Here is a 20,566-nt window from a genome sequence, read left to right on the forward strand (position 1 = left end):
GCGCGGTCCTCCTAGATCCGTTCGTGCTGAGCGAAGTCGAAGCACCCGCCCCAGCGCGCGCCTAGTCCATCCCCGCCCGCATCGCCGCCCCCGCCACGAACGGCGCCCCCGCAACGAGCACCAGGCTGACCGCACCAAGCAGCTTGAACGCCCCCGCCCCGCCGACCGGATCGAGCGCGCCCGCGCCAAAGATCAGCAACGGCACCGCGAGCGGCAGCATCACCAGCCCCGCCACCGCGCTCCCGCTCCGCAACCCCGCGACCAGCGCGCCGGTCGTCACCGCGAGCGCGGCGAGCCCCGGCGTCCCGATCGCGAGCCCGATCTCGACCCGCGCCAGCGTCGCCCCCGACAGGTCGAGCAACCCCGCCGCGATCACCGTCGCGAGCATCAACGGCGGCGCGAACGCGATCCAGTGCGCGACGATCTTCGCCGCCGCGACCAGCGCCAGCGACACCCCGCGCACGCGCAGCTGGTCGAGCACCCCGCTCTCCAGGTCGGGCGCAACCAGCCGCTCGACCGGCAACAGCGCCGCGAGCAACGCCGCCGCCCAGATCACCCCGCCCCCGACGCGCGCGAGCACAACCGCATCGGGCCCGATCGCAAATGGGAACAGGATCGTCACGAGCAGGAAGAACGCGACGACCAATGTCGCGCCGCCCCCCGCATAGCCCCGCCGCACATCGCGCAAGGTCAGCGCGAGCATCACGCCGTGCCCTCCCCCAACAGGCTGATGATCCGCGCATCGGGCATGGCGAGCGGCAGATGCGTCGCCGCGAGCACGATCCCGCCCGCGCCACGATGCCGCGCGATCAGCGCCTCGAGCTGCCCGAGCGACGCCGCATCGAGCCCGTTGCCCGGCTCGTCGAGCAGCCAGATCGGCGCGCCCGACGCGACCACGCGCGCCATCGCCACGCGCCGCCGCTGCCCGGTCGACAGCATCCGCACCGGCACGCCCGCGAGCGCCGCCAGCCCGACATCGTCGAGCGCGCGCGTCACCGCCGCCGCATCCGCGCCGTCGAGCTTTGCCCAGAATCGCAATGCCTCGCATACCGTGCGCTCCGCATCGAGCGCGGCCGCCTCGGCGAGCAGCGCGATGCGCCCGGTCACCGCGACTTCCCCCTCGGCGGGCGACAACAGCCCCGCGGCGATCCGGATGAGACTCGATTTGCCGACGCCGTTCAGCCCCGCGACGACCGCCGCCTCGCCCGCCGCCAGCGCGAACGACACCCCCTCGAACAGTCGCCGCGCGCCGCGATCGCAGGCGACACCGCGAAACGCGAGGCTCACGCCGCGGCGTCTTCCAGCGCATGCATGTCGTCGTCGCTCAGCCCGAAATGATGCCCGATCTCGTGGATCGTGACATGCGCGACCAGATCGTCCAGCCGCACCCCCGTCTCGATCCATTCCTCGAGGATCGCACGCCGATACAGCACGATACGGTCGGGCATCGCGCCTGTATCCATCGACGATTTCTCGCCGAGCGGACGCCCGTGATACAGCCCCGTCAGGTCGAGCGGGTGCTCGATGCCGAGTGCGGCCAGCGTCTCCTCGTCGGCGAACTCCTCGATCGCAAAGACGATGTCGCCCAGATGCACGCGGAATTCGGCAGGCAGCCGCGCGATCGTCGCGCGCCCGATCGCCTCGATCGCAGCCGCATCGGGCGCGAGCCCCTGCGTCCTGGGCGCGAGCCCCTGCGTATCGCCGTGGATTGTCGCTTGCTCGCTCATGGCTCCAGCCATACGCGTTGGCGATCCATAGCTGCAAGGGTACGCGAATGATCGAGGCACTGAACGAGACCGAGCGGGCCGAGGCGCTCGATGGGCTCGACGAGTGGGATTATGACGATGCGCGCGACGCGATCACGCGGACGATCGTGTTCGCCGATTTCGTCGAGGCGTTCGGCTTCATGACCCAGGTCGCGCTGATCGCCGAGCGCGCCAACCATCACCCCGAATGGAAGAACGTCTGGAACCGCGTCGAAATCCTGCTGACGACGCACGACGCAGGCGGCCTGTCCCCGCGCGACATCGAAATGGCCGAAGCGATCGACGCCATCGTCGGCGACGCCTGACGGCCCTCACCGTCATCCTGACGAAAGTCAGGACCCAGAGCCCCAAACGGCAACGCCCGTAACCCTGGGTCCCGGGTCAAGCCCGGGATGACGGCCAAGGCACAACACCCCCACTCCCGTCATCCTGACGAAAGTCAGGATGACGCAACGCCCCCCCTTATCGCGCACGCCCCCGTCGCATCTGCTTGCGCAGCGCGCCGGGCATCCAGCGCGCGGCGAACGCCATCCGCCGCGCGGTCTTGCCGACATAGGTGTGGACCGTGTCGCCGTGCACCGCCGCCCACGCGGCTTCGGCGACCGTGTCGACCCCGGTCAGTTCGAGCCCCGCCCCCGTCACCGTCTCGCGGATCGACCGGTTGGTCCCCGCCGTGCCCGCGTTGAGCAGTGGCGTGTCGATGAAACTCGGCACGAGGTCGCGCACCTTGATCCCGTCCGCCGCCCATTCGCCGTCGAGCGCCTCGGTGATCGCGCGCACGCCGAACTTGGTCGCCGAATAGGGCGCGAGCCCCGACGAGCCATAGATCGCCGATGCCGACGCGGTGTTGAGCAGGCACGATCCCGGCGTGCGCTTCAGATACGCATGACCGATCTTCGCACCGTTGAGCACGCCGACCAGATTGACCCCGATCACCCGGTCGATCTCGGCGAAATCAGTCAGCACCAGCGGCCCGCCGGTGCCGATCCCGGCATTGTTGAACAGCACGTCGAGCCGCCCGCCCGTCGTCGCGGTGAACGCCTCCAGCGCGTCGCGCCACGCGTCGCGGTCGCGCACGTCCATGACATAGGTCGACGCGCCCTCGGGCAACGCCGCCGCGGTCTCGGCCAGCCCCGCGACGTTGACGTCGGCGAGCCCGACCCTCCAGCCCTTGCGCGCGAACAGCAATGCGGTCGCGCGGCCGATCCCCGACCCGCCACCGGTAATGAATATGCTCTGCTGGCTCATGGCCGATCCTCTCCGTTTGATTTTGCGGTATGTTTCCCGCATCCTGCGCCCAGATGCCAGATCATTCTCCAGCGCTCGCTTTCGAATGCGTCACCAAGCGGTTCGGCGCGACCACCGCCGTCGATGCGGTCTCGCTGGACATCGCGGGCGGCAGCTTCGTCGCGCTCGTCGGCACGTCGGGATCGGGCAAGTCGACGCTGCTGAAGACGATCAACCGCCTGATCGAGCCGAGCGACGGCCGCGTCGCGATCGACGGCACCGACGTCGCGACGGGGCCCGCGTCCGACCTCCGCCGCCGGATCGGCTATGTCTTCCAGAATATCGGGCTGTTCCCGCACATGACGATCGCCGAGAACATCGCGATCGGGCTGCGCATCGCGGGTCGCGCGCAGGACGCGCGCATCGACGACCTGCTCGACCTCGTCGACCTGCCGCGCGCCATTGCCGGGCGGCTCCCCGACGCGCTCTCGGGCGGTCAGCGACAGCGCGTCGGGATCGCGCGCGCGCTCGCGCCGGGGGCAAAACTGCTGCTGCTCGACGAGGCGTTCGGCGCGCTCGACCCGGTGACGCGCGACGCGCTCGGCACGCGGATCCGCGACCTCCACGACCGGCTGGGCCTCACCACGATCCTCGTCACGCACGACATGGCGGAGGCGCTGCTGCTCGCCGACCGCGTCCTCGTCATGAAGGCGGGCCGGATCGTCGCCGACGCGACGCCCGCCGATCTCGTCGCGGGCAAGGGCGGCGACGACGCGCAGGCGCTCGTCCAGGTCCCGCGCGCGCAGGCCGAACGCCTCCAGGCGCTCGTCGCATGAGCGCGTTCCTCGACGCGCTCACCCGCGTACCGCCGCTGCTCGCCAGTCACGTGCTGCTGTCCGCGGCCGCGCTGCTGCTGGGGATCGCGATCAGCCTGCCGCTCGGCGTGTGGGCGGCGCGCAACGCCGCGGTCGCGCGCGTCGCGCTGGGCTTTGCCAGCCTCGTCCAGACGATCCCGAGCCTCGCGCTGCTCGCGCTCTTCTACCCGCTGCTGCTCAGCCTGTCCGCGCTGGTCGGCGGCGGCATCCCTGCGCTCGGCTTCCTGCCCTCGCTGATCGCGCTGACGCTCTATGCGCTGCTGCCGATCCTGCGCAACGCGGTTGCGGGGCTGCAGGGGATCGACCCCGCGATCGTGCAGGCGGCCGATGCGGTCGGCATGACGCGCGCGCAGAAGCTCCGCCTCGTCGAGGCGCCGCTCGCCGCGCCCGTGGTGATCGCAGGCATCCGTACCGCCGCGGTCTGGACGATCGGCGCGGCGACGCTGTCGACAACGGTCGGCCAGCCGAGTCTGGGCGACATGATCTTCGCCGGGCTCCAGACGCAGAACTGGGCGCTCGTTCTCGCGGGCTGCCTGTCCGCCGCCGCGCTCGCCTTGAGCGTCGACGCGCTGATCGGCGGGATCGAATTCGGGATCCGCACGCGCCGCCGCTGGCTCTGGATCGCGAGCGCCATCCTGCTCGTCGCGGGGGCCGCGGCCGCCACCGCGCCGCTCTGGCCGCGCGGCGGCGGCGGTGACCGGACCGTCGTCGTCGGCGCGAAGAATTTCGCCGAGCAATATATCCTCGCGCGCCTGATCGGCGACCGGCTCGAACGCGCGGGCTACACCGTGCAATACCGCGACGGGCTCGGCTCGGCGGTCGTCTTCGGTGCGCTCGCGGGGGACGATATCGACGTCTATGTCGATTATGCGGGCACGATCTGGTCGAACGAGATGAAACGCCGCGACGTGCCCGATCGCGGCGCGATGGTCAGCGCGATCGGCGACTGGGCACGCCGCACGCACGGCGTCGGCCTCGTCGGCGCGCTCGGCTTCGAGAACGCCTATGCGTTCGCGATGAAACGCGACGCCGCGCGCGACCAGCGTATCGTCAGCCTCGACGAACTCGTCCGCGCCGCGCCGCGGCTCGCGCTGGGCAGCGATCTCGAATTTCTCGAACGCCCCGAATGGGCGGCGGTCAAGCGCGCCTATCCGCTGCGTTTCGCCCGGACGACGCCGTACAGCCCGACCTTCATGTACCGCGCGCTGCAGAGCGGGAACGTCGACGTGATCTCGGCCTTCTCGTCCGACGGCCGGATCGCCGCCGACCGGCTGACCGTCCTCACCGATCCGCGCCGTGCGATCCCCGGTTATGACGCGATCCTGATGGTCGCCCCGGCGCGTGCCCGCGACGCCGCCTTCCTCGCCGCGCTCAGGCCGCTGGTCGGCCGCGTCCCCGTCGAGGCGATGCGCACCGCCAATTATCAGGTCGACCGCGACACCGACAAACAGACGCCCGAGGCCGCCGCCCGCTGGCTCGCGGCGAAAATCGGTCTGTAACCAGAAAGGAGACCTGCCCCCCGCGTCATCCTGCCCCCTCCCGTCATCCTGCCCCCCCCCCGTCATCCTGACGAAAGTCAGGATCCAGAGCCAGGCAGGACAGCGCTCCGTCATCCTGGACCCCGACTTTCGTCAGACGACGGGACGGACGACGGCCTCAGAAGAACAGCTTGCGCACGCTCAACCGCACCGTCCGCCCGAGGGGGTCGAGATACCCCGGCTGATAGGTGTTCGGCACCACCCCCGTCGCGTCGGTCACCTCCTGACGCGTGTTGAACAGGTTCGCGACCGACAGGCTGACGCGCATCCCGCGCAGCCACGGCCGCGCCTTCACCCATTCGAGCCGCTGCCCCAGATCGACGAACAGCCGCGCATCCGCGGTCGCGAGCCCGCCGAAATTGAGCGTCTCGGGCGCCGCCGCGGTCCCGCCATCGACTGTCGTTCCCGTCGCATAGCGTCCCGACAGCCGCACGCCGATGCCGTTGTTGCTATACCCCGCCTGCGCCTCGAACTCGTGCCGCGCCTGCCCGCCAGTATTGCCGATCGCATCGCCGTTGAGCAGGTCCAGCCGCGGCCCGCCCTCCTGCACCAGCACGCGGTCGGTGAAGTGCCAGGTATGGTAGAGCGCGAACTGGACGCGCCCGCCCGCCTGTCCGCCGCGACCCCCGCCGCCGCGACCGAAGCCCCCGCCCCCGCGGCCGCCGCCACCGCCGGGACCACCACCGGGACCGCCGCCGCCAGGACCGCCGCCCTCACGCGACGCGTTCGCACCGCGCGCGCCGGGGGCGTCGCCGCCCTCGCCGCGACGCCGCCCCCCCGGCGGCTGCATCCCCTCGAACGGGTTGGGGCCGGTCCCCGCGCGAAACGCCTCGAGCTCGCGCTGGACCTTCGACTTCAGCGGCGCGGAAAAATTGATCCCCCAGCGCAGTTCGGACCGCTCGCTGCGCGCGAAGTTGATCGGCCGCCGGTCGATCCGGAGCAACGCGCCCGATCCATCGCGCGTGAACCGGTCGGGGAACGCCGCCTCGATCGCCGCGGTCGCGGTCGGAAACGCCGCGATCGGATCGTCGGTGCGGCTGTCGACATAGTTCGCGGTCAGCGTCACGTCGCGCTCGCTCCACGGCTTCAGCGTCAACCCGAGCTTCTTCACGCGGTTATTGTCCGCGATCAGCCCCGGATTGCCGCCGCTGATCGTCGTGACCGTCGCGGTCGTCCCCTGTACATAGTCGAACACGCGCACATTGGGCGTCGTGATCGACGGGTTGCCGAGCTGTTGCGCGCTCGGCGCCTGGTCGGTGTCGGTCACCGATGCGATCACGCGCAGCGCCGGGATCGGCGACCAGTTCGCGCCATAGCCGAGCGTCGTCAGCGTCCCGAAGTCCGACAGGTGATCCTTCGCGAGGTTGAGATTGGCCGACAGCGTCCCGAGGAACGGCAGCACGTCCTTCGACCGGCTCGCGATCGGCAGATCGAGATTGACCTGCCCGTTGACCGTATCGCGCGACACCTCGCCGCGCTGCGTCAGGCCTGCGCGATACGAGCGGCTCTCGAACCCGGCGGTCTCCGCGCCCAGCTTGATCGTCGTCGAGACCGCACCTGCGGGCAGCGCGAACAGGCTGCCATTGACCACCGCGTCGACCCCGCCGCTGTTCTGCGCGGCATAGGCGCGGTTGCCCGCCGCCGCGCCGATGTCGCCCGGCGTCAGCGGTCCGAACGGCTGCGCACCCGGATCGCCCGCCGCGAGCCGCGCGTTGAACGCGGTCGCATCGACGCCGGTGTCGGTGAAGGTCTGCGTGTCGCTGCGATCGTAATTCCCCGTCAGCGTCCAGCGCCACGTGCCGACGTCCCCGTTCAGCGTCGTCCCCAGATGCGCCGCGATCGACGACACGCGCTGCGCGAGCGGCAGGAACCCGTCATCGTCGAGCGCGCGGTTGACGCTGCTCCCGTCCGCCAGCGTCAGCGCGGCGATCGGCAGGCCGTTCAGGCTGCGCGTGTCGGTCGATTCGACGCGTCCGTTGATCGTCGCGCCGACATTGCCGAAGATGTTGCGCGCATAGACGCTGTTCGCGGTAAAGGTGTTGCTCGACCCCAGCAGCGTCCGGAACGGCGTCGGGTCGACGACCGCCCCGCCCGCGCCGACCGCCGCACCCGCGCCGACCGCCCCGCTCGTGCCCCCGCTGGTCCCCGTGACGGGGACGATATCGCGCTCCGCCTCGGTCAGCGCCGAGGTCGAGCTGTATTCGGCGTGCAGGTTCACGCGCCGGTCGCGCGCGATCGTCAGCAGGTCGAGCTTGGCCTCCGGCGTGCTGCTGCCCCCCTCGGTCGGCATCCGGCCGATCGCCTCCGCGGTCACCGCACGGAAGCGGCGGCGCAGCACGAAGTTCACCACCTTCTGGTCCGCGCGATAGCCATATTTTAGCGCGACCTCCTCGGGCAGGATCTCGACGCGCTGGATCGCTTCGGTCGGAATGTCGCGGATCTCGGAAAAGCTCGAGATGCGCCGTCCGTTGAGCAGCACCACCGGCGCCCCGCCGCTGCCGCGCCCGCTCGTCGTCTGCGGGCTGAGCTCGGTCAGCAGGTCGGAGATCGAGCTGACGCCGTACGACCGGATCTCCGCCTGCCCCAGCGTCTGGTCGGGCGGAATGTCGCCGACCACCGACCCCGGCAGCTTGCGCGATCCGGTGATGACGATCTCGTCCGCCTCGCCCGCCTCTTCGGCCTCCCCCGCCTCGACACCCGTCTGCGCCGCAGCCCCAGTCGCAGCCCCAGTCGCAGTCGGTGCGGGCACCGGCGCCTGTTGCGCCGCCGCGATCGAGGGCAGGCTCGCCACCAGCATCAGACCGAATTTACGCATATACTGGCACCCCGTTCGTCGAGTGCCCCGGCTAGCGGCCAATTGTCGCAGGATTATGCCCGACGCGCGGCACGATCCCTCACGGCGTCACCGACGGCACGACGGACACCGGCGGCGCCGCAATCAGCTCCATCTTGGTCGTCGTCGTGCCGAGGTCGATCCCCGCCTCGCGGAACTGGCGCAACAGCGTGAACAGCAGGTCGCTGCGCACCGGATAGGTGTCGCGCGGGCTTGCGACATAGGCAAAGCAGTTGAGCTTGACGCGGCCCGCGTCGATCGAATCGATGAACACCTTGACCTCGGGATCGTCGAGCACCTCGGGCTTTTCCGCGAACGCCGCGAACAGCATCGTCCGCACCGCATCGATGTCGCTTTCGAGCGGGACGGAGAATTGCAGCTGGATCCGGCCAATGGGGGCTGCCAGCGTCATGTTCTGGATCGTCTTGGTGATCAGCTCCGAATTGGGGACGATCAGCGTCGACCGGTCCGCGACCTGGATCTCGGTCGAGCGCACGTTGATCCGCTTCACGTCGCCCTCCTGGTTGCCGATCCGCACCCAGTCGCCGATCTTGACCGGCCGCTCGGCGAGCAGGATCAGCCCCGAGACGAAGTTCTGCGTGATCGCCTGCAACCCGAACCCGATCCCGACCGACAGCGCGCCGAGCACGACCGCGAGCTTCTCCATCCCGATGCCCAGCGCAGCGAGCGCCCACAGCACCGCGGCGATGATCCCGGCATAGCGCGCGACCATCGTCACCGAATTCTGTGCGCCCGCATCCATCGCGGTCGTCGGCAGATAGCTGTTGACCAGCCAGTGCTGCAGCCCGCGCATGATCGCGAGCGCGACGAACAGCACCGCGAACGACCGCAGCACCGCCCCCGGCGAAATCGTCACCTCGCCGATCGTGACGCCGCCCGCGACCGTCCCGAACAGCTCGAACACCGAGGTCACGCCCGCGCCGAACGGCGCCATCACCGCGCCGATCGCGAGCATGATCAGCACCAGCCGCAGCGCCGCCGACACCAGCACGCCGATCTGGTCGACCGTCCGGTTGCCGACGCCGAAGCCGCTGTTCGCGGTCCGGCCGATCCGGTTGGTGCTCGACAGCGCGGCGCGCGACGCGTCGTCGGTGAACGTCATCAACAAATACAGCGTCGCGCCGACGATCGCGCCCCACAGCATCCACTGGCCGATCTTCAGCCCGAAATTGACATAGCCGATCAGCGTCGCGACCAGCGCGACGACGACCGCGATCCACACCAGCAGCGCGACGATCGCGAGCACGCTGTTGCGCGCGGGCTTTTCGGGGTCGGGCAACGCCGCCGCGCGCAGCCGGCCGAGCGCCATCAGCACGCTCGCGATCAGCCCGAGATGCAGCACCGCGATCAGCGCGTTCGCCGCGGTCGACGCCGCCGCGCTCGCGCCGATCAGCACGTTCCCCGCGATCAACAACTGCCCGGCAAAGATCAGCGCCGCCGCCGCCCAGGTATAGGGCCTGAGGCGCTGCGCGGCGGTATCGCCGATCGGCAGCAGCCGCCACGTCGGCTGCGCGCGCAGCAACAGCGCACCGCCGAGCGACGACAGGAATGCGGTGAAGAACGACAACCCGACGAAACTCGACGCCAGCGTGTTCCACGGCGTCGACAACAGCGCCGACCAGCGCAGCGACGTCACCAGCGCGAGCGCCGCGAACCCCGGCAACAGCGTCCCGATCACGACCAGCCACAGCGCATAGGCCGACCGCCTTATCCGCCCGCCCGGCGCATGGTTGGTCGCATAGCCGCGCCCCATCCGGTGCAGCGCGCCGCGTACGGGCCAGAGCAGCACCAGCGCGGCGAGCAGCCCGGCGAGCGCGATCGTCGCGGCGCGGCTGTCGAACCGCTGGACGAACTGCCTCGCCCCCCCCGCCGCGAACCGGTTGAGCCTGGCGGTGTCGCGCGGCAGGTGATCGACGATCGCGGTCCACAGCGTCGGCGACAGCGGCGACGGCGATTTCTCGGAGAGCTGCTGGCCGAGTTCCTCCGCCTCCGCCGCCCCGATATCGTCGATCTGCTGCTTGGCCTCGACCCCGATCAGCCGCGCGCGCTTGATCGCCGAATCGAGCGCCGACTGGCTCTGCGCGAGCAGTCGGCGCTGCTGGCGGATCTCGGGCGCCTCGACCACCCCGGGCGTCGTCGCGCCGAGCTCGGTTACGCGCGCCTGGACCAGCGCCATCTCGGGCGTCAGCACACGGACCGCGTCGGCTGCGGTCGCCTGCACCGCCTGCGCGCGCACGCGCAGCGCCTGCCGCGCCGCATCGTCGCGCGCATCCACCGCCGCATCGTCGATCGCCTGGAGTTCCGCCGACGCGCGCGTCAGCCCCGCCGCGACGGTCGCGACCTTGGGCTCGTCCTGCGCCGTCGCGGGCAGCGCGGACACGAGAAGCAGCACCGCGGCAAGATAACGAAAAACGCTCATCCGCCCGGCTCTACAGCCTCGCGGTCAAAAACGGGAGGGGCAGCCGCGATGGCTCCCCGCCCTTACCCACCGCCCCCCTGTTCTCCCGCGAAGGCGGGAGCCCAGTCTGGGTCCCCGCCTTCGCGGGGACACAAGCGGCGTCTCCCCCTATTCCAGCTCGAGGATCACCTGATCCACCGCGAGGCTGTCGCCCGTCTTGGCCGCCACCGCCTTCACCACGCCCGTCTTTTCCGCGCGCAGGATGTTCTCCATCTTCATCGCCTCGACCACCGCGAGCGCCTGCCCCGCCTCGACCCTGTCCCCCGCCGCGACGTCGAGCCGCACGAGCAGACCCGGCATCGGGCAGATCAGGAATTTCGAGAGGTCGGGCGCGACCTTCTCGATCATGTGCGCGGCATAGGGCGCGACCCGCGCGGGCAGCACGCGCGCGACATGGCTCGCGCCGCGCGTCGTCAGCTTGAACCCCGCGCGCGCCCTGGCGATGCGGATCGTCAGATGCTCGTCGCCCTCGACCACCACCATCCGGTCGCCCGGGGTGTATTCGAGCGACATATCGAGCGCCGCGCCATCGACCGCGATCCCGTCGGTCGACACCGACACCGCATGGTCGACCGTGTCGATCGTCACCACCCAGTCGGCGGGCGGGCGAAGCCGCTTGCCGAGTTGCCCGTCGACCCGCCGCGCGCGATCGGCCTCCGCGGTGGCGGCGAACGCGGCGACGGCGGCAAGCGTCCTCAGCAAGTCGGCATCCGCGGGCGCGCCGTGGAACCCGTCGGGATATTCCTCGGCGATGAACCCGGTCGTCAGCGCCCCCGACTGGAAGCGCGGATGCTGCATGATCGCCGACAGGAAATCGATGTTGTTCCCCGGCCCCTCGAGCTCGAACGCGTCGAGCGCCGCGATCTGCGCCGCGACCGCCCCCTCGCGCGTCGGCGCCCAGGTGATCAGCTTGGCGATCATCGGGTCATAGAACATGCTGACCTCACCCCCCTCGCGCACGCCGTCGTCGACGCGCACGCGGGGTTCGGCGGAGGCATCCAGACGGTCCGTCACCCCAGCGAACGCTGGGGTCTCCCCGTTCGAGCCGCGCGCGTCCCCACCGGAAGACCCCAGCGTTCGCTGGGGTGACGTCGAAGTCACGGGGGACGTCTCGGGCGGATTATACCGCACCAGCCGCCCGATGCTCGGCAGGAACCCGCGATACGGATCCTCCGCATAGACGCGGTTCTCGATCGACCAGCCGTTCAGCTTCACCGCGTCCTGCGCGAACCCCAGCGGCTCGCCCGCCGCGACCCGGATCATCAGCTCGACCAGATCGAGCCCGGTAATCTCCTCGGTCACCGGATGCTCGACCTGGAGCCGCGTGTTCATCTCGAGGAAGTAGAATCCCTCGCCGCTCGTATCCGCGCCCGACACGATCAGCTCGACCGTCCCCGCCGAATAATAGCCCACCGCCCGCGCCAGCGCGACCGCCTGCTCGCCCATCGCCTTGCGCATCTTGGGCGTCACGAACGGCGACGGCGCCTCCTCGACGACCTTCTGGTGCCGCCGCTGGATCGAGCATTCGCGCTCGTTCAGATAGACGATGTTGCCATGCTGGTCGCCGATCAGCTGGATCTCGATATGCCGCGGGCTTTCGATGAACTTCTCGATGAACACGCGGTCGTCGCCGAACGATGCCAGCCCCTCGCGCTTGGTCGCCTCGAAGCCCTCGCGGACGTCCTGCTCGCTATAGGCCAGCCGCATGCCCTTGCCGCCGCCGCCCGCCGACGCCTTCATCATCACCGGATAGCCGATGTCGCCCGCGATCCGCACCGCCTCGTCGGTGTCCGCGATCTCGCCCAGATAGCCCGGCACGACGTTGACGCCCGCCGCCTTGGCGAGCTTCTTCGATTCGATCTTGTCGCCCATCGCCGCGATCGCAGCCGGCGGCGGGCCGACGAACGCGATCCCCGCCTCGGCACACGCGCGCGCGAAGCTCTCGCGCTCGGACAGGAAACCGTATCCCGGATGGATACAGTCCGCGCCCGTCTCCTTGGCCGCCAGCAGGATCAGCTCGGCCTTGAGATAGCTCTCCGCCGCGGGCGCTGGCCCCAGCCGCACGCTCTCGTCCGCCATCAGCACGTGCGGGCTGCGCACATCGGCGTCGGAATAGACCGCGACGGTCTTGATCCCCATCGCCTTGGCGGTGCGCATCACGCGGCATGCGATCTCGCCGCGATTGGCGACCAGGATTTTCTTGAACATCTCTCGCCCTAAACTGTGCCGTCTCCCCGGCTTGGCGCCGGGTGCGGACGTGTAATTACTGGTACCAGATCATCGATTTGAGCTGCACGGTCCGTGCCTTGGTCAGGTCGGTGCGACAGCCGGCGACCGTCATCCCCTGCGCCGATCCGCCGGCATATTGCCCGCCCTCGATCACGCATTGCGTGTCGCGGAACTTGAGCCACGCACGCTGGCTCTCGAGCAGCGCCGCGGCATAGCCGAACCCGCCGCCGCGCGACCCGTCCTGCCCGTCGCGTTGCTTCATATAGGCATAGGTCCGCTTCCACTGCGCGGTCATCGCCGCATCCGCCTGCGCATAGCTGCTGCCCGCGGACCGGGTCATCTGCGCCTGTGTCTGCATCGGCGCGGCGGCGATCAGAAGTGCGATCAGCAGCATGTCTTGGCCTCGCGCATCGGTTCGGCACCCGTCATCGGCGTCATCCCCAGCTTGGCCAGCAACGCCGCATCCGCGCTGTCGCCCGCATTGCCCGTCGTCAGCAGCGTGTCGCCGGTGAAGATCGAATTCGCCCCCGCCATGAAGCACAGCGCCTGCGTCGCCTCGGACATGCTCTCGCGCCCCGCCGACAGCCGCACCATGCTCAGCGGCATCGTGATCCGCGCGACCGCGACGGTCCGCACGAACTCGATATCGTCGATCTTGGCGAGCGGCGTGTCGGCGAGCATGTTGCCGAGCACCGTCCCCTTGACCGGCACCAGCGCATTGACCGGCACGCTCTCGGGATGTCGCGGCAGCGTGGCGAGCGCATGGACGAAGCCGACGCGGTCACCGCGCGTCTCGCCCATCCCGACGATCCCGCCGCAGCACACCGATATGCCCGCATCGCGCACGTTGGCCAGCGTCTCCAGCCGGTCCTCGAAGGTCCGCGTGGTAATGACGTTGCCGTAATTCTCAGGGGAAGTGTCGATATTATGGTTGTAGTAATCGAGCCCCGCATCGGCGAGCTGCCGCGCCTGCTCCGCGTCGAGCATGCCGAGCGTCATGCACGTCTCCAGCCCCATCGCGCGGACGCCCTCGACCATGGCCACGACCTTCGGCATGTCGCGGGCTTTGGGGTTGCGCCACGCCGCGCCCATGCAGAAACGCTGCGATCCCGCCGCCTTGGCATGCGCCGCGTCGGCGAGCACCGCATCGACGTCCATCAGCTTTTCCGCCTTCAGCTGCGTATCCGCGCTCGCCGACTGCGAACAATAGCCGCAATCCTCGGGGCACCCGCCGGTCTTGATCGACAGGAGCGTGCACAGCTGCACTTCGCTCACCGCATGATGCGCGCGGTGAACGGTCTGTGCCTGGTACATGAGTTCGTCGAACGGCAGGTCGAACAACGCCGCGATCTCCGCCCGCGTCCAGTCCATACGCACCTCCCCCGCCCGCTCGCGGGAGGGGGTCGGGGGGTGGGCACGCGCTACCGGCGTCGCGTCCGGCTGATGGCGCGAGCCCACCCCCGGCCCCTCCCGCGTGCGGGAGGGGAGAAGATTTGCCATCGTATCGGTCATTCTGCGGCTTCCTCTTGCGGGCCCATATTATGGCCGAGGAGCTTCAACACGTCCTCGGCGGCCTGGATCAGGTTGGTGCCGGGTCCGAAGATCGCCTGGACCCCGGCATCACGCAGCGCCTGATAGTCCTGTGCGGGAATAACGCCACCCGCGATCACCTTGATATCCGCGCGTCCCGCCTCGCGCAGGTGGCCGATCAGCTCGGGGATCAGCGTCTTGTGCCCCGCCGCCAGGCTCGACGCGCCGACCACGTCGACGTCCTTGGCCAGCGCCAGCGCGGCGACCTCCGCCGGGGTCTGGAACAGCGCGCCCGGCACGATCTCGAACCCCAGATCGCCGAACATCGACGAGACGAGGTTCGCGCCGCGGTCATGCCCGTCCTGCCCCATCTTGGCGACCAGCATGCGGGGCTTGCGTCCCAGCCGCCGCTCGGTCGCTTCGACCCCGTCGGTCAGCCGCGTCCAGCGCGCATCGTCCTCATAGGCGCCGCCATAGACGCCCGACACCGGCGTCGGCTGCGTCCCGTAGCGCCCGAACACATCCTCCATCGCCGACGAGATCTCGCCCAAGGTCGCCCGCGCCCGCGCGCACTCGACCGCAAGCGCGAGCAGGTTCTCCGACCCCTTCGCCCCCTCGCGCAGCGCATCGAGCGCCGCCCGGCACGAATCCTCGTCGCGAGTCGCCTTCACCCGCGCGATCCGCTCGACCTGCCCGGCGCGCACCGCGACATTGTCGACGTCGAGGATCTCGATCGCGTCCTGTTCGGCCAGCTTGTACTTGTTCACCCCGACGATCACGTCCTCGCCGCGATCGACGCGCGCCTGGCGTCCCGCGGCGGCTTCCTCGATCATCGCCTTGGGCCAGCCCGCCGCGACCGCCTTCGCCATCCCGCCTTCGGCCTGGATCCGCTCGATCAGCGTCCACGCGCCGTCGACCAGGCTCTGCGTCAGGCTCTCGACATAGTAACTGCCGCCGAGCGGATCGACGACCTTGGTCATCCCCGTCTCTTCCTGCAGCACGATCTGCGTGTTGCGCGCGATCCGCGCGGAAAAGTCGGTCGGTAGCGCGATCGCCTCGTCGAGCGCGTTGGTGTGGAGCGACTGCGTGCCCCCCAGCATCGCCGCCATCGCCTCGATCGTCGTGCGCATGACGTTGTTGTACGGGTCCTGCTCGGTCAGCGACACGCCGCTCGTCTGGCAATGCGTGCGCAGCATCTTCGACCGCTCGTCCTGCGCGCCCAGCTGCGTCATCGCGCGGTGCCACAGCACGCGCGCCGCACGCAGCTTGGCGATCTCCATGAAGAAGTTCATGCCGATCGCGAAGAAGAACGAGAGGCGCCCGGCGAACTTGTCGATGTCGAGCCCGGACGCGACGCCGTATTTCACATATTCCATGCCGTCGGCGATCGTGAAGGCGAGCTCGTGGAGCTGCGTCGCCCCGGCCTCCTGCATGTGATAGCCGCTGATCGAGATGCTGTTGAACTTGGGCATCTCGCGGCTGGTGTAGCCGAAGATGTCCGAGATGATCCGCATCGAGGGTTCAGGCGGGTAGATATAGGTGTTGCGGACCATGAACTCCTTGAGGATGTCGTTCTGGATGGTCCCGTCGAGCAGGTGCCGCGGCACGCCCTGCTCCTCGCCCGCGACGATGAAGAAGGCGAGGATCGGGATCACCGCGCCGTTCATCGTCATGCTGACCGACATCTTGTCGAGCGGGATGCCGTCGAACAGGATCTTCATGTCCTCGACGCTGTCGATCGCGACGCCGGCCTTGCCGACATCGCCCGTCACGCGCGGATGGTCGCTGTCATAGCCACGATGCGTCGCCAGATCGAACGCGACCGAGAGCCCCTTCTGCCCCGCGGCAAGATTGCGCCTGTAGAACGCGTTCGACGCCTCCGCGGTCGAGAACCCCGCATATTGCCGGATCGTCCACGGCCGCCCCGCATACATCGACGCCCGCACCCCGCGCGTGAACGGCGCGAACCCGGGCAACCCCGGATCCGCGGTCACGTCGTCCGCGGTATAGAGCGGCTTGACGTCGATCCCCTCGGGCGTCGCCCAGGTCAGGTCCGCGCCCTTGACCTCTTTCGCGGCGGCAGCCTCCCACTCGGCAAGCGTCGGATTCAGTTTGTCAGTCATACTCTAGTTCCCCGGCGAAGGCCGGGGCCCAGCCCTAAAATAAATCGCGCGCGGCAGCGCGTTCGATGCTGCGCATCGAGCCTGGGCCCCGGCCTCCGCCGGGGAACGAGAAGCGCGTGTCGTCACTTCCCCGTGAACACCGGCTTGCGCTTCGTCAGGAACGCGATCCCGCCCTCCATCGAATCCGCAGACCCGCGCGCCGCACGCTGGTTGACCGCCTCGGCCTCCATCGCGCCCGCATAATCGCTCGCATAGGCCGCGGTGATCGCCCGCCGCATCAGCCCCAATGCCACCGTCGGCATCGCCGCGAGCCGCTCCGCCAGCGCGAACGCCTCCGCGTCGAGCGCGTCGTCCGCGACGACCTTGTGCACCATCCCCCAGTCGAGCGCCTTGGCGGCAGGCACGCGCTCGCCGAGCATCATCATCTCGGTCGCCCGCGCCTTGCCAATCAGCCTCGGGAGCATCCACGACGCGCCGCCATCGGGGACCAGCCCGATATTGACGAACGCCTGGAGGAAATACGCGCTCTCGCTGGCAACGCAGAAATCCGCGGCAAGCGCGAGGCTGCACCCGATCCCCGCCGCCGGCCCGCGCACTGCGCTCACCACCGGCACGCCAAGCTCCGCGATCGCCGTCATCGCCGGATTATAGCTGCCCGTCAGCGCCTGATAGGTTGCCGCACCCGGATCGTCCGACCCCAGCGCGCCGCTACCGACATCCGCCCCCGAACAGAACGCCCGCCCCGCGCCCGCGATCAACACCGCCCGCGCACCGTCGAGAGAGGCGACCGCCGCGGCGATCTCCTCGAACATCGCCGGCGGCGCCGCATTCAGCCGGTCGGGCCGGTTGAGCGTCAGCACCAGCACGTCACCACGCCGCTCGCTCAGGATATGCTCGGCCATCAGTGCCCCCCTTTCGGTGTTTCCATCAGTTCGACGAGCATCCCGCCAAAGTCCTTCGGGTGGACGAACACGATCGGCGTGCCGTGCGCACCGATCCGCGGTTCGCCGAGCACGGTCGCGCCCTTCGCCTTCAGATCCGCAACCGCCGCCGCAATGTCGGGCACCTCGAAACACACATGATGCTGCCCCCCCGCCGGGTTCTTGCGCAGGAACCCCGCGATCGGCGAGCTGTCGTCATAGGGTTCGATCAGCTCGATCTGCGTGTTGGGCGCATCGATGAAGCACACCTTCACGCCCTGCGCGGGCAGATCGAACGGCTCCCCGATCGCGGTCGCGCCGAGCAACACCCGATACGTCTCGACCGACTTCGCGATCGACGGCGTCGCGACGCCGACATGGTTGAGGCGGCCAAGCATCATTGCGTATCCTTTGGTGCGGGCGGCGGGGGCGGCGGGGGCGGCACGACGCCGAGCGTATAGCCGCACACGCCGAGCACCTGGCGGACCATCGCGTCGCTCGCCGGCGCGGCGAAATTGGCCTGCACCGCAAAGCCCGCGCCGTTGGTCGTCTCGACGCGCAACGTCTTCGATTTCACGAGGAACGTCGTCAGCCGCGTGATCGCCTCGGGATCGATGATATACGTCCCCGTCCCCGGAAACTGCCAGTTATAGGTGAACGCCGGCCCGCCATCGAACCGCACCGCGACGGGCTTGTCCGCGCCTTGCCCGAGCGACTGCGGCTGGATGAACTGGATCGACACGATCGGCTCGGTGCCGACGTCGCACTTCACGACGAACCGCGACAGCCCGTCATTGCCCGTGACCGACGCGGAGATGCTGCGCACCCCCGCCGGATTGGTCCGGTCGGCGAGCTTCCACGCGGGCGTTGCCACCCCCGTCGCAGCCGCCGCCTGAAGAAGGATCAGCGCGATCATTCCTCGATCCTCCGCTGCTGTCGCCCGGCGGCCATTGCTACGCCTTCTATAATGCCTTCGAGGCGCGAAACCCGGTCCCGCACGTCGGCCAGCACTTCGGTGAGCCCCTCCACGTCCGCACCCATCGCGGTGATACGTCCGTCGAGCTGGTCCATCCGTGTTTGCATCAAGAGGACCTGCCGGATCGCGCCGACCGCATCGCCAAAGACGCTCACCGACGGACACCTGCGTCGCGCAGGAAAGCATCGACCTTGCGATGCGTACGATCCAGCGTCTCGACCATGTTGTCGAGCGAAGCCTGCATCTTCGGGATCGCCGCATTGGCCTGCTGCACGAGCACCGCCAGTTCGGCCTCCTCCTCGGGCGTGGGCTGTCCGATATACCGGCTCGACGCCTCACGCAGGACATGCCCGACCGACTGGCCATTGCTGCTCGCAAACGCGTCGAGCGCCGCCTTGTGATCGGGCGTGGTCAGAAACGTCACGCGTTCGGTCTGCATGTCACGACTCCTTCGCATGACATGATAATGTGCTTGGCATGACCCAACAAGCCGCCCGATCAGAGCGGGATGTTGTCATGCTTCTTCCACGGATTCTCCAGCGCCTTGCCGCGCAGCTTGCGCAGGCCCAGCGCGATCCGCCGCCGCGTCGAGTGCGGCTGGATCACCTCGTCGATGAACCCCTTGGACGCCGCGACGAACGGATTGGCAAAGCGCGCCTCATACTCCGCGGTGCGCGCCGCGATCTCCTCGGGCGTCTTGCCGCGGAAGATGATCTCGACCGCGCCCTTCGCGCCCATCACCGCGATCTCCGCGGTCGGCCACGCATAGTTGAGGTCGCCGCGCAGATGCTTCGACGCCATCACGTCGTACGCGCCGCCGTACGCCTTGCGCGTGATGACGGTGATCTTGGGCACGGTCGCCTCGGCATAGGCGAACAGCAGCTTCGCGCCGTGCTTGATGATGCCGTTATGCTCCTGCGCGGTGCCGGGCAGGAAGCCGGGGACGTCGACGAACGTCACGATCGGGATCTCGAACGCGTCGCAGAAGCGCACGAACCGCGCCGCCTTCTTCGAGCTGTTGATGTCGAGCACGCCCGCGAGCACCATCGGCTGGTTCGCAACGAAGCCGACCGTGCGCCCCTCGATCCGGCCGAAACCGGTGATGATGTTGGCCGCATGCGCCGGCTGGGTCTCGAAGAAATCGCCCTCGTCGACGACCTTCCGGATCAGTTCGTGCATGTCGTAGGGCTGGTTCGCCGACGCCGGTACCAGCGTGTCGAGGCTGTTCTCGATCCGGTCCCAGTCATCCGCGGTCGGCCGCTCGGGCACGCCCGCACGGTTCGATTCGGGGAGGAAGTCGAAGAAGTCGCGCGCCGCGAGCAGTGCCTCGATGTCGTTCTCGAACGCATTGTCCGCGACCGACGTCTTAGTCGTGTGCGTCACCGCGCCGCCGAGCGCCTCCTGCGTCACCACCTCGTTCGTCACCGTCTTGACCACGTCGGGGCCGGTCACGAACATGTAGCTCGAATCCTTCACCATGAAGATGAAGTCGGTCATCGCGGGGCTGTAGACCGCGCCGCCCGCGCACGGCCCCATGATCAGCGACAGCTGCGGCACGACGCCGCTCGCGAGCGCATTGCGCTGGAACACCTCGGCATAGCCGCCGAGCGAGGCGACCCCCTCCTGGATGCGCGCGCCACCGCTGTCGTTCAGCCCGATGATCGGCGCGCCGACCTTCATCGCGCTGTCCATCACCTTGCAGATCTTCTGCGCATGACGCTCGCTGAGCGACCCGCCGAATACCGTGAAATCCTGGCTGAAGACGAAGACGAGGCGGCCGTTGATCGTGCCCGATCCCGTGACCACGCCGTCGCCGGGGATCACCTGGTCCTGCATGCCGAAATCGACGCAGTTATGCTCGACATACATGTCGAGCTCCTCGAACGATCCCTCGTCCAGCAGCACGTCAAGGCGCTCCCTTGCGGTAAGCTTCCCCTTGGCGTGCTGCGCTCCGATCCGCTTGATACCCCCGCCCACTCTTGCGGCTTCGCGGCGTCGTTCAAGCTCTTCGATCGTCGATGACATCGTCTCTCCGTCCTGTTGCTGGCTTTCACAGAGCGGGACGCTTCG

At 69.1% G+C, this 20,566-nt stretch carries 19 protein-coding genes; 3 read left to right on the forward strand and 16 right to left on the reverse strand.

Annotated features, from left to right (window positions below):
* Positions 1 to 61 precede the first annotated feature (61 nt).
* Genes ASE72_RS05330 through ASE72_RS05340 form a run of 3 tightly spaced genes read right to left on the reverse strand, consistent with a single transcriptional unit; the run spans position 62 to position 1,727 of the window.
* The gene (locus ASE72_RS05330; protein ID WP_056017571.1) at positions 62 to 703 is read right to left on the reverse strand and encodes a heme exporter protein CcmB; all 642 of its coding nucleotides are present in this window, start codon (positions 701 to 703) and stop codon (positions 62 to 64) included.
* Positions 703 to 1,287 (reverse strand): heme ABC exporter ATP-binding protein CcmA, encoded by a 585-nt coding sequence (gene ccmA / locus ASE72_RS05335; RefSeq protein ID WP_056017574.1) that lies wholly within the window; start codon positions 1,285 to 1,287, stop codon positions 703 to 705. Before ccmA ends, ASE72_RS05330 begins: the two co-directional genes overlap by 1 nt.
* Complete coding sequence (locus tag ASE72_RS05340) at positions 1,284 to 1,727, reverse strand: metallopeptidase family protein (protein WP_056017577.1); 444 nt, start codon at positions 1,725 to 1,727, stop codon at positions 1,284 to 1,286. The genes ccmA and ASE72_RS05340 overlap by 4 nt, the downstream gene beginning before the upstream one ends.
* 47 nt (positions 1,728 to 1,774) lie before the next feature.
* Here ASE72_RS05340 and ASE72_RS05345 point away from each other — a divergent pair, with 47 nt between their 5' ends.
* Entirely contained in the window at positions 1,775 to 2,071 is a 297-nt protein-coding gene (locus ASE72_RS05345) for a 4a-hydroxytetrahydrobiopterin dehydratase (protein WP_056019031.1), read from the forward strand.
* Positions 2,072 to 2,228: 157 nt separating this feature from the next.
* On the opposite strand, the gene ASE72_RS05350 is transcribed toward ASE72_RS05345, so the two are convergent.
* Positions 2,229 to 3,014, reverse strand: a complete 786-nt coding sequence (locus tag ASE72_RS05350) for an SDR family oxidoreductase (RefSeq protein WP_056017580.1) — start codon at positions 3,012 to 3,014, stop codon at positions 2,229 to 2,231.
* Between the two features lie 53 nt (positions 3,015 to 3,067).
* On the opposite strand from ASE72_RS05350, the gene ASE72_RS05355 reads away from it, so the two are divergent.
* Both ASE72_RS05355 and ASE72_RS05360 read left to right on the forward strand, forming a co-directional pair.
* On the forward strand, positions 3,068 to 3,829 hold the full coding sequence (locus ASE72_RS05355; RefSeq protein WP_056017584.1) for an ATP-binding cassette domain-containing protein: 762 nt from the start codon (positions 3,068 to 3,070) through the stop codon (positions 3,827 to 3,829).
* Positions 3,826 to 5,367: an ABC transporter permease/substrate-binding protein gene (locus ASE72_RS05360; RefSeq protein ID WP_056017587.1), complete on the forward strand. Its 1,542-nt coding sequence runs from the start codon at positions 3,826 to 3,828 to the stop codon at positions 5,365 to 5,367. The genes ASE72_RS05355 and ASE72_RS05360 overlap by 4 nt, the downstream gene beginning before the upstream one ends.
* Before the next feature lie 157 nt (positions 5,368 to 5,524).
* On the opposite strand, the gene ASE72_RS20625 is transcribed toward ASE72_RS05360, so the two are convergent.
* From ASE72_RS20625 to ASE72_RS05420, 12 genes are all read right to left on the reverse strand, one after another.
* Complete coding sequence (locus tag ASE72_RS20625) at positions 5,525 to 8,221, reverse strand: TonB-dependent receptor plug domain-containing protein (RefSeq protein WP_056017590.1); 2,697 nt, start codon at positions 8,219 to 8,221, stop codon at positions 5,525 to 5,527.
* 79 nt (positions 8,222 to 8,300) lie between these two features.
* Positions 8,301 to 10,679, reverse strand: a complete 2,379-nt coding sequence (locus ASE72_RS05370; protein WP_056017593.1) for a DUF3772 domain-containing protein — start codon at positions 10,677 to 10,679, stop codon at positions 8,301 to 8,303.
* Positions 10,680 to 10,826: 147 nt separating this feature from the next.
* Entirely contained in the window at positions 10,827 to 12,926 is a 2,100-nt protein-coding gene (locus ASE72_RS05375; protein ID WP_056017596.1) for an acetyl-CoA carboxylase biotin carboxylase subunit, read from the reverse strand.
* A 55-nt stretch (positions 12,927 to 12,981) separates the two neighbouring features.
* Positions 12,982 to 13,341 (reverse strand): lysozyme inhibitor LprI family protein, encoded by a 360-nt coding sequence (locus ASE72_RS05380; RefSeq protein WP_056017600.1) that lies wholly within the window; start codon positions 13,339 to 13,341, stop codon positions 12,982 to 12,984.
* Complete coding sequence (gene bioB / locus ASE72_RS05385) at positions 13,332 to 14,318, reverse strand: biotin synthase BioB (RefSeq protein WP_056017603.1); 987 nt, start codon at positions 14,316 to 14,318, stop codon at positions 13,332 to 13,334. Before bioB ends, ASE72_RS05380 begins: the two co-directional genes overlap by 10 nt.
* A gap of 137 nt (positions 14,319 to 14,455) precedes the next feature.
* A complete protein-coding gene (gene scpA, locus ASE72_RS05390) occupies positions 14,456 to 16,600 on the reverse strand; it encodes a methylmalonyl-CoA mutase (RefSeq protein ID WP_056017606.1) in 2,145 nt (714 codons plus the stop codon).
* Positions 16,601 to 16,722: 122 nt separating this feature from the next.
* Positions 16,723 to 17,502, reverse strand: a complete 780-nt coding sequence (locus tag ASE72_RS05395) for an enoyl-CoA hydratase-related protein (RefSeq protein WP_056017609.1) — start codon at positions 17,500 to 17,502, stop codon at positions 16,723 to 16,725.
* Positions 17,502 to 17,921 carry a methylmalonyl-CoA epimerase gene (mce, locus tag ASE72_RS05400; protein WP_056017612.1) on the reverse strand — a complete coding sequence of 140 codons (420 nt, stop codon included), beginning with the start codon at positions 17,919 to 17,921 and terminating at the stop codon, positions 17,502 to 17,504. Before mce ends, ASE72_RS05395 begins: the two co-directional genes overlap by 1 nt.
* Positions 17,918 to 18,436, reverse strand: coding sequence for a hypothetical protein (locus ASE72_RS05405; RefSeq protein WP_056017614.1), 519 nt, complete (start codon positions 18,434 to 18,436; stop codon positions 17,918 to 17,920). The genes mce and ASE72_RS05405 overlap by 4 nt, the downstream gene beginning before the upstream one ends.
* Complete coding sequence (locus tag ASE72_RS05410) at positions 18,433 to 18,651, reverse strand: hypothetical protein (protein WP_056017617.1); 219 nt, start codon at positions 18,649 to 18,651, stop codon at positions 18,433 to 18,435. Before ASE72_RS05410 ends, ASE72_RS05405 begins: the two co-directional genes overlap by 4 nt.
* Positions 18,648 to 18,935 carry a hypothetical protein gene (locus ASE72_RS05415; RefSeq protein WP_056017621.1) on the reverse strand — a complete coding sequence of 96 codons (288 nt, stop codon included), beginning with the start codon at positions 18,933 to 18,935 and terminating at the stop codon, positions 18,648 to 18,650. The genes ASE72_RS05410 and ASE72_RS05415 overlap by 4 nt, the downstream gene beginning before the upstream one ends.
* Positions 18,936 to 18,994: 59 nt before the next feature.
* Positions 18,995 to 20,521 (reverse strand): acyl-CoA carboxylase subunit beta, encoded by a 1,527-nt coding sequence (locus ASE72_RS05420; protein WP_056017624.1) that lies wholly within the window; start codon positions 20,519 to 20,521, stop codon positions 18,995 to 18,997.
* Positions 20,522 to 20,566 lie beyond the last annotated feature (45 nt).

It is taken from the genome of Sphingomonas sp. Leaf20 (genome assembly GCF_001421535.1).
Taxonomy (GTDB): Bacteria; Pseudomonadota; Alphaproteobacteria; order Sphingomonadales; family Sphingomonadaceae; genus Sphingomonas.

What these genes read in the sequence shown, in the direction of transcription:
- ASE72_RS05345 (WP_056019031.1), top strand. Translation starts at nt 1,775, where the DNA reads ATGATCGAGGCACTGAACGAGACCGAGCGGGCCGAGGCGCTCGATGGG.
- ASE72_RS05415 (WP_056017621.1), bottom strand. Translation starts at nt 18,935, where the DNA reads ATGCAGACCGAACGCGTGACGTTTCTGACCACGCCCGATCACAAGGCG.
- ASE72_RS05360 (WP_056017587.1), top strand. Translation starts at nt 3,826, where the DNA reads ATGAGCGCGTTCCTCGACGCGCTCACCCGCGTACCGCCGCTGCTCGCC.
- ASE72_RS05375 (WP_056017596.1), bottom strand. Translation starts at nt 12,926, where the DNA reads ATGTTCAAGAAAATCCTGGTCGCCAATCGCGGCGAGATCGCATGCCGC.
- ASE72_RS05350 (WP_056017580.1), bottom strand. Translation starts at nt 3,014, where the DNA reads ATGAGCCAGCAGAGCATATTCATTACCGGTGGCGGGTCGGGGATCGGC.
- ASE72_RS05405 (WP_056017614.1), bottom strand. Translation starts at nt 18,436, where the DNA reads ATGATCGCGCTGATCCTTCTTCAGGCGGCGGCTGCGACGGGGGTGGCA.
- ASE72_RS05355 (WP_056017584.1), top strand. Translation starts at nt 3,068, where the DNA reads ATGCCAGATCATTCTCCAGCGCTCGCTTTCGAATGCGTCACCAAGCGG.
- ASE72_RS05370 (WP_056017593.1), bottom strand. Translation starts at nt 10,679, where the DNA reads ATGAGCGTTTTTCGTTATCTTGCCGCGGTGCTGCTTCTCGTGTCCGCG.
- ASE72_RS05380 (WP_056017600.1), bottom strand. Translation starts at nt 13,341, where the DNA reads ATGCTGCTGATCGCACTTCTGATCGCCGCCGCGCCGATGCAGACACAG.
- ASE72_RS05395 (WP_056017609.1), bottom strand. Translation starts at nt 17,502, where the DNA reads ATGGCCGAGCATATCCTGAGCGAGCGGCGTGGTGACGTGCTGGTGCTG.
- ASE72_RS05330 (WP_056017571.1), bottom strand. Translation starts at nt 703, where the DNA reads ATGCTCGCGCTGACCTTGCGCGATGTGCGGCGGGGCTATGCGGGGGGC.
- mce (WP_056017612.1), bottom strand. Translation starts at nt 17,921, where the DNA reads ATGATGCTTGGCCGCCTCAACCATGTCGGCGTCGCGACGCCGTCGATC.
- bioB (WP_056017603.1), bottom strand. Translation starts at nt 14,318, where the DNA reads ATGGACTGGACGCGGGCGGAGATCGCGGCGTTGTTCGACCTGCCGTTC.
- ASE72_RS20625 (WP_056017590.1), bottom strand. Translation starts at nt 8,221, where the DNA reads ATGCGTAAATTCGGTCTGATGCTGGTGGCGAGCCTGCCCTCGATCGCG.
- ASE72_RS05340 (WP_056017577.1), bottom strand. Translation starts at nt 1,727, where the DNA reads ATGAGCGAGCAAGCGACAATCCACGGCGATACGCAGGGGCTCGCGCCC.
- ASE72_RS05420 (WP_056017624.1), bottom strand. Translation starts at nt 20,521, where the DNA reads ATGTCATCGACGATCGAAGAGCTTGAACGACGCCGCGAAGCCGCAAGA.
- scpA (WP_056017606.1), bottom strand. Translation starts at nt 16,600, where the DNA reads ATGACTGACAAACTGAATCCGACGCTTGCCGAGTGGGAGGCTGCCGCC.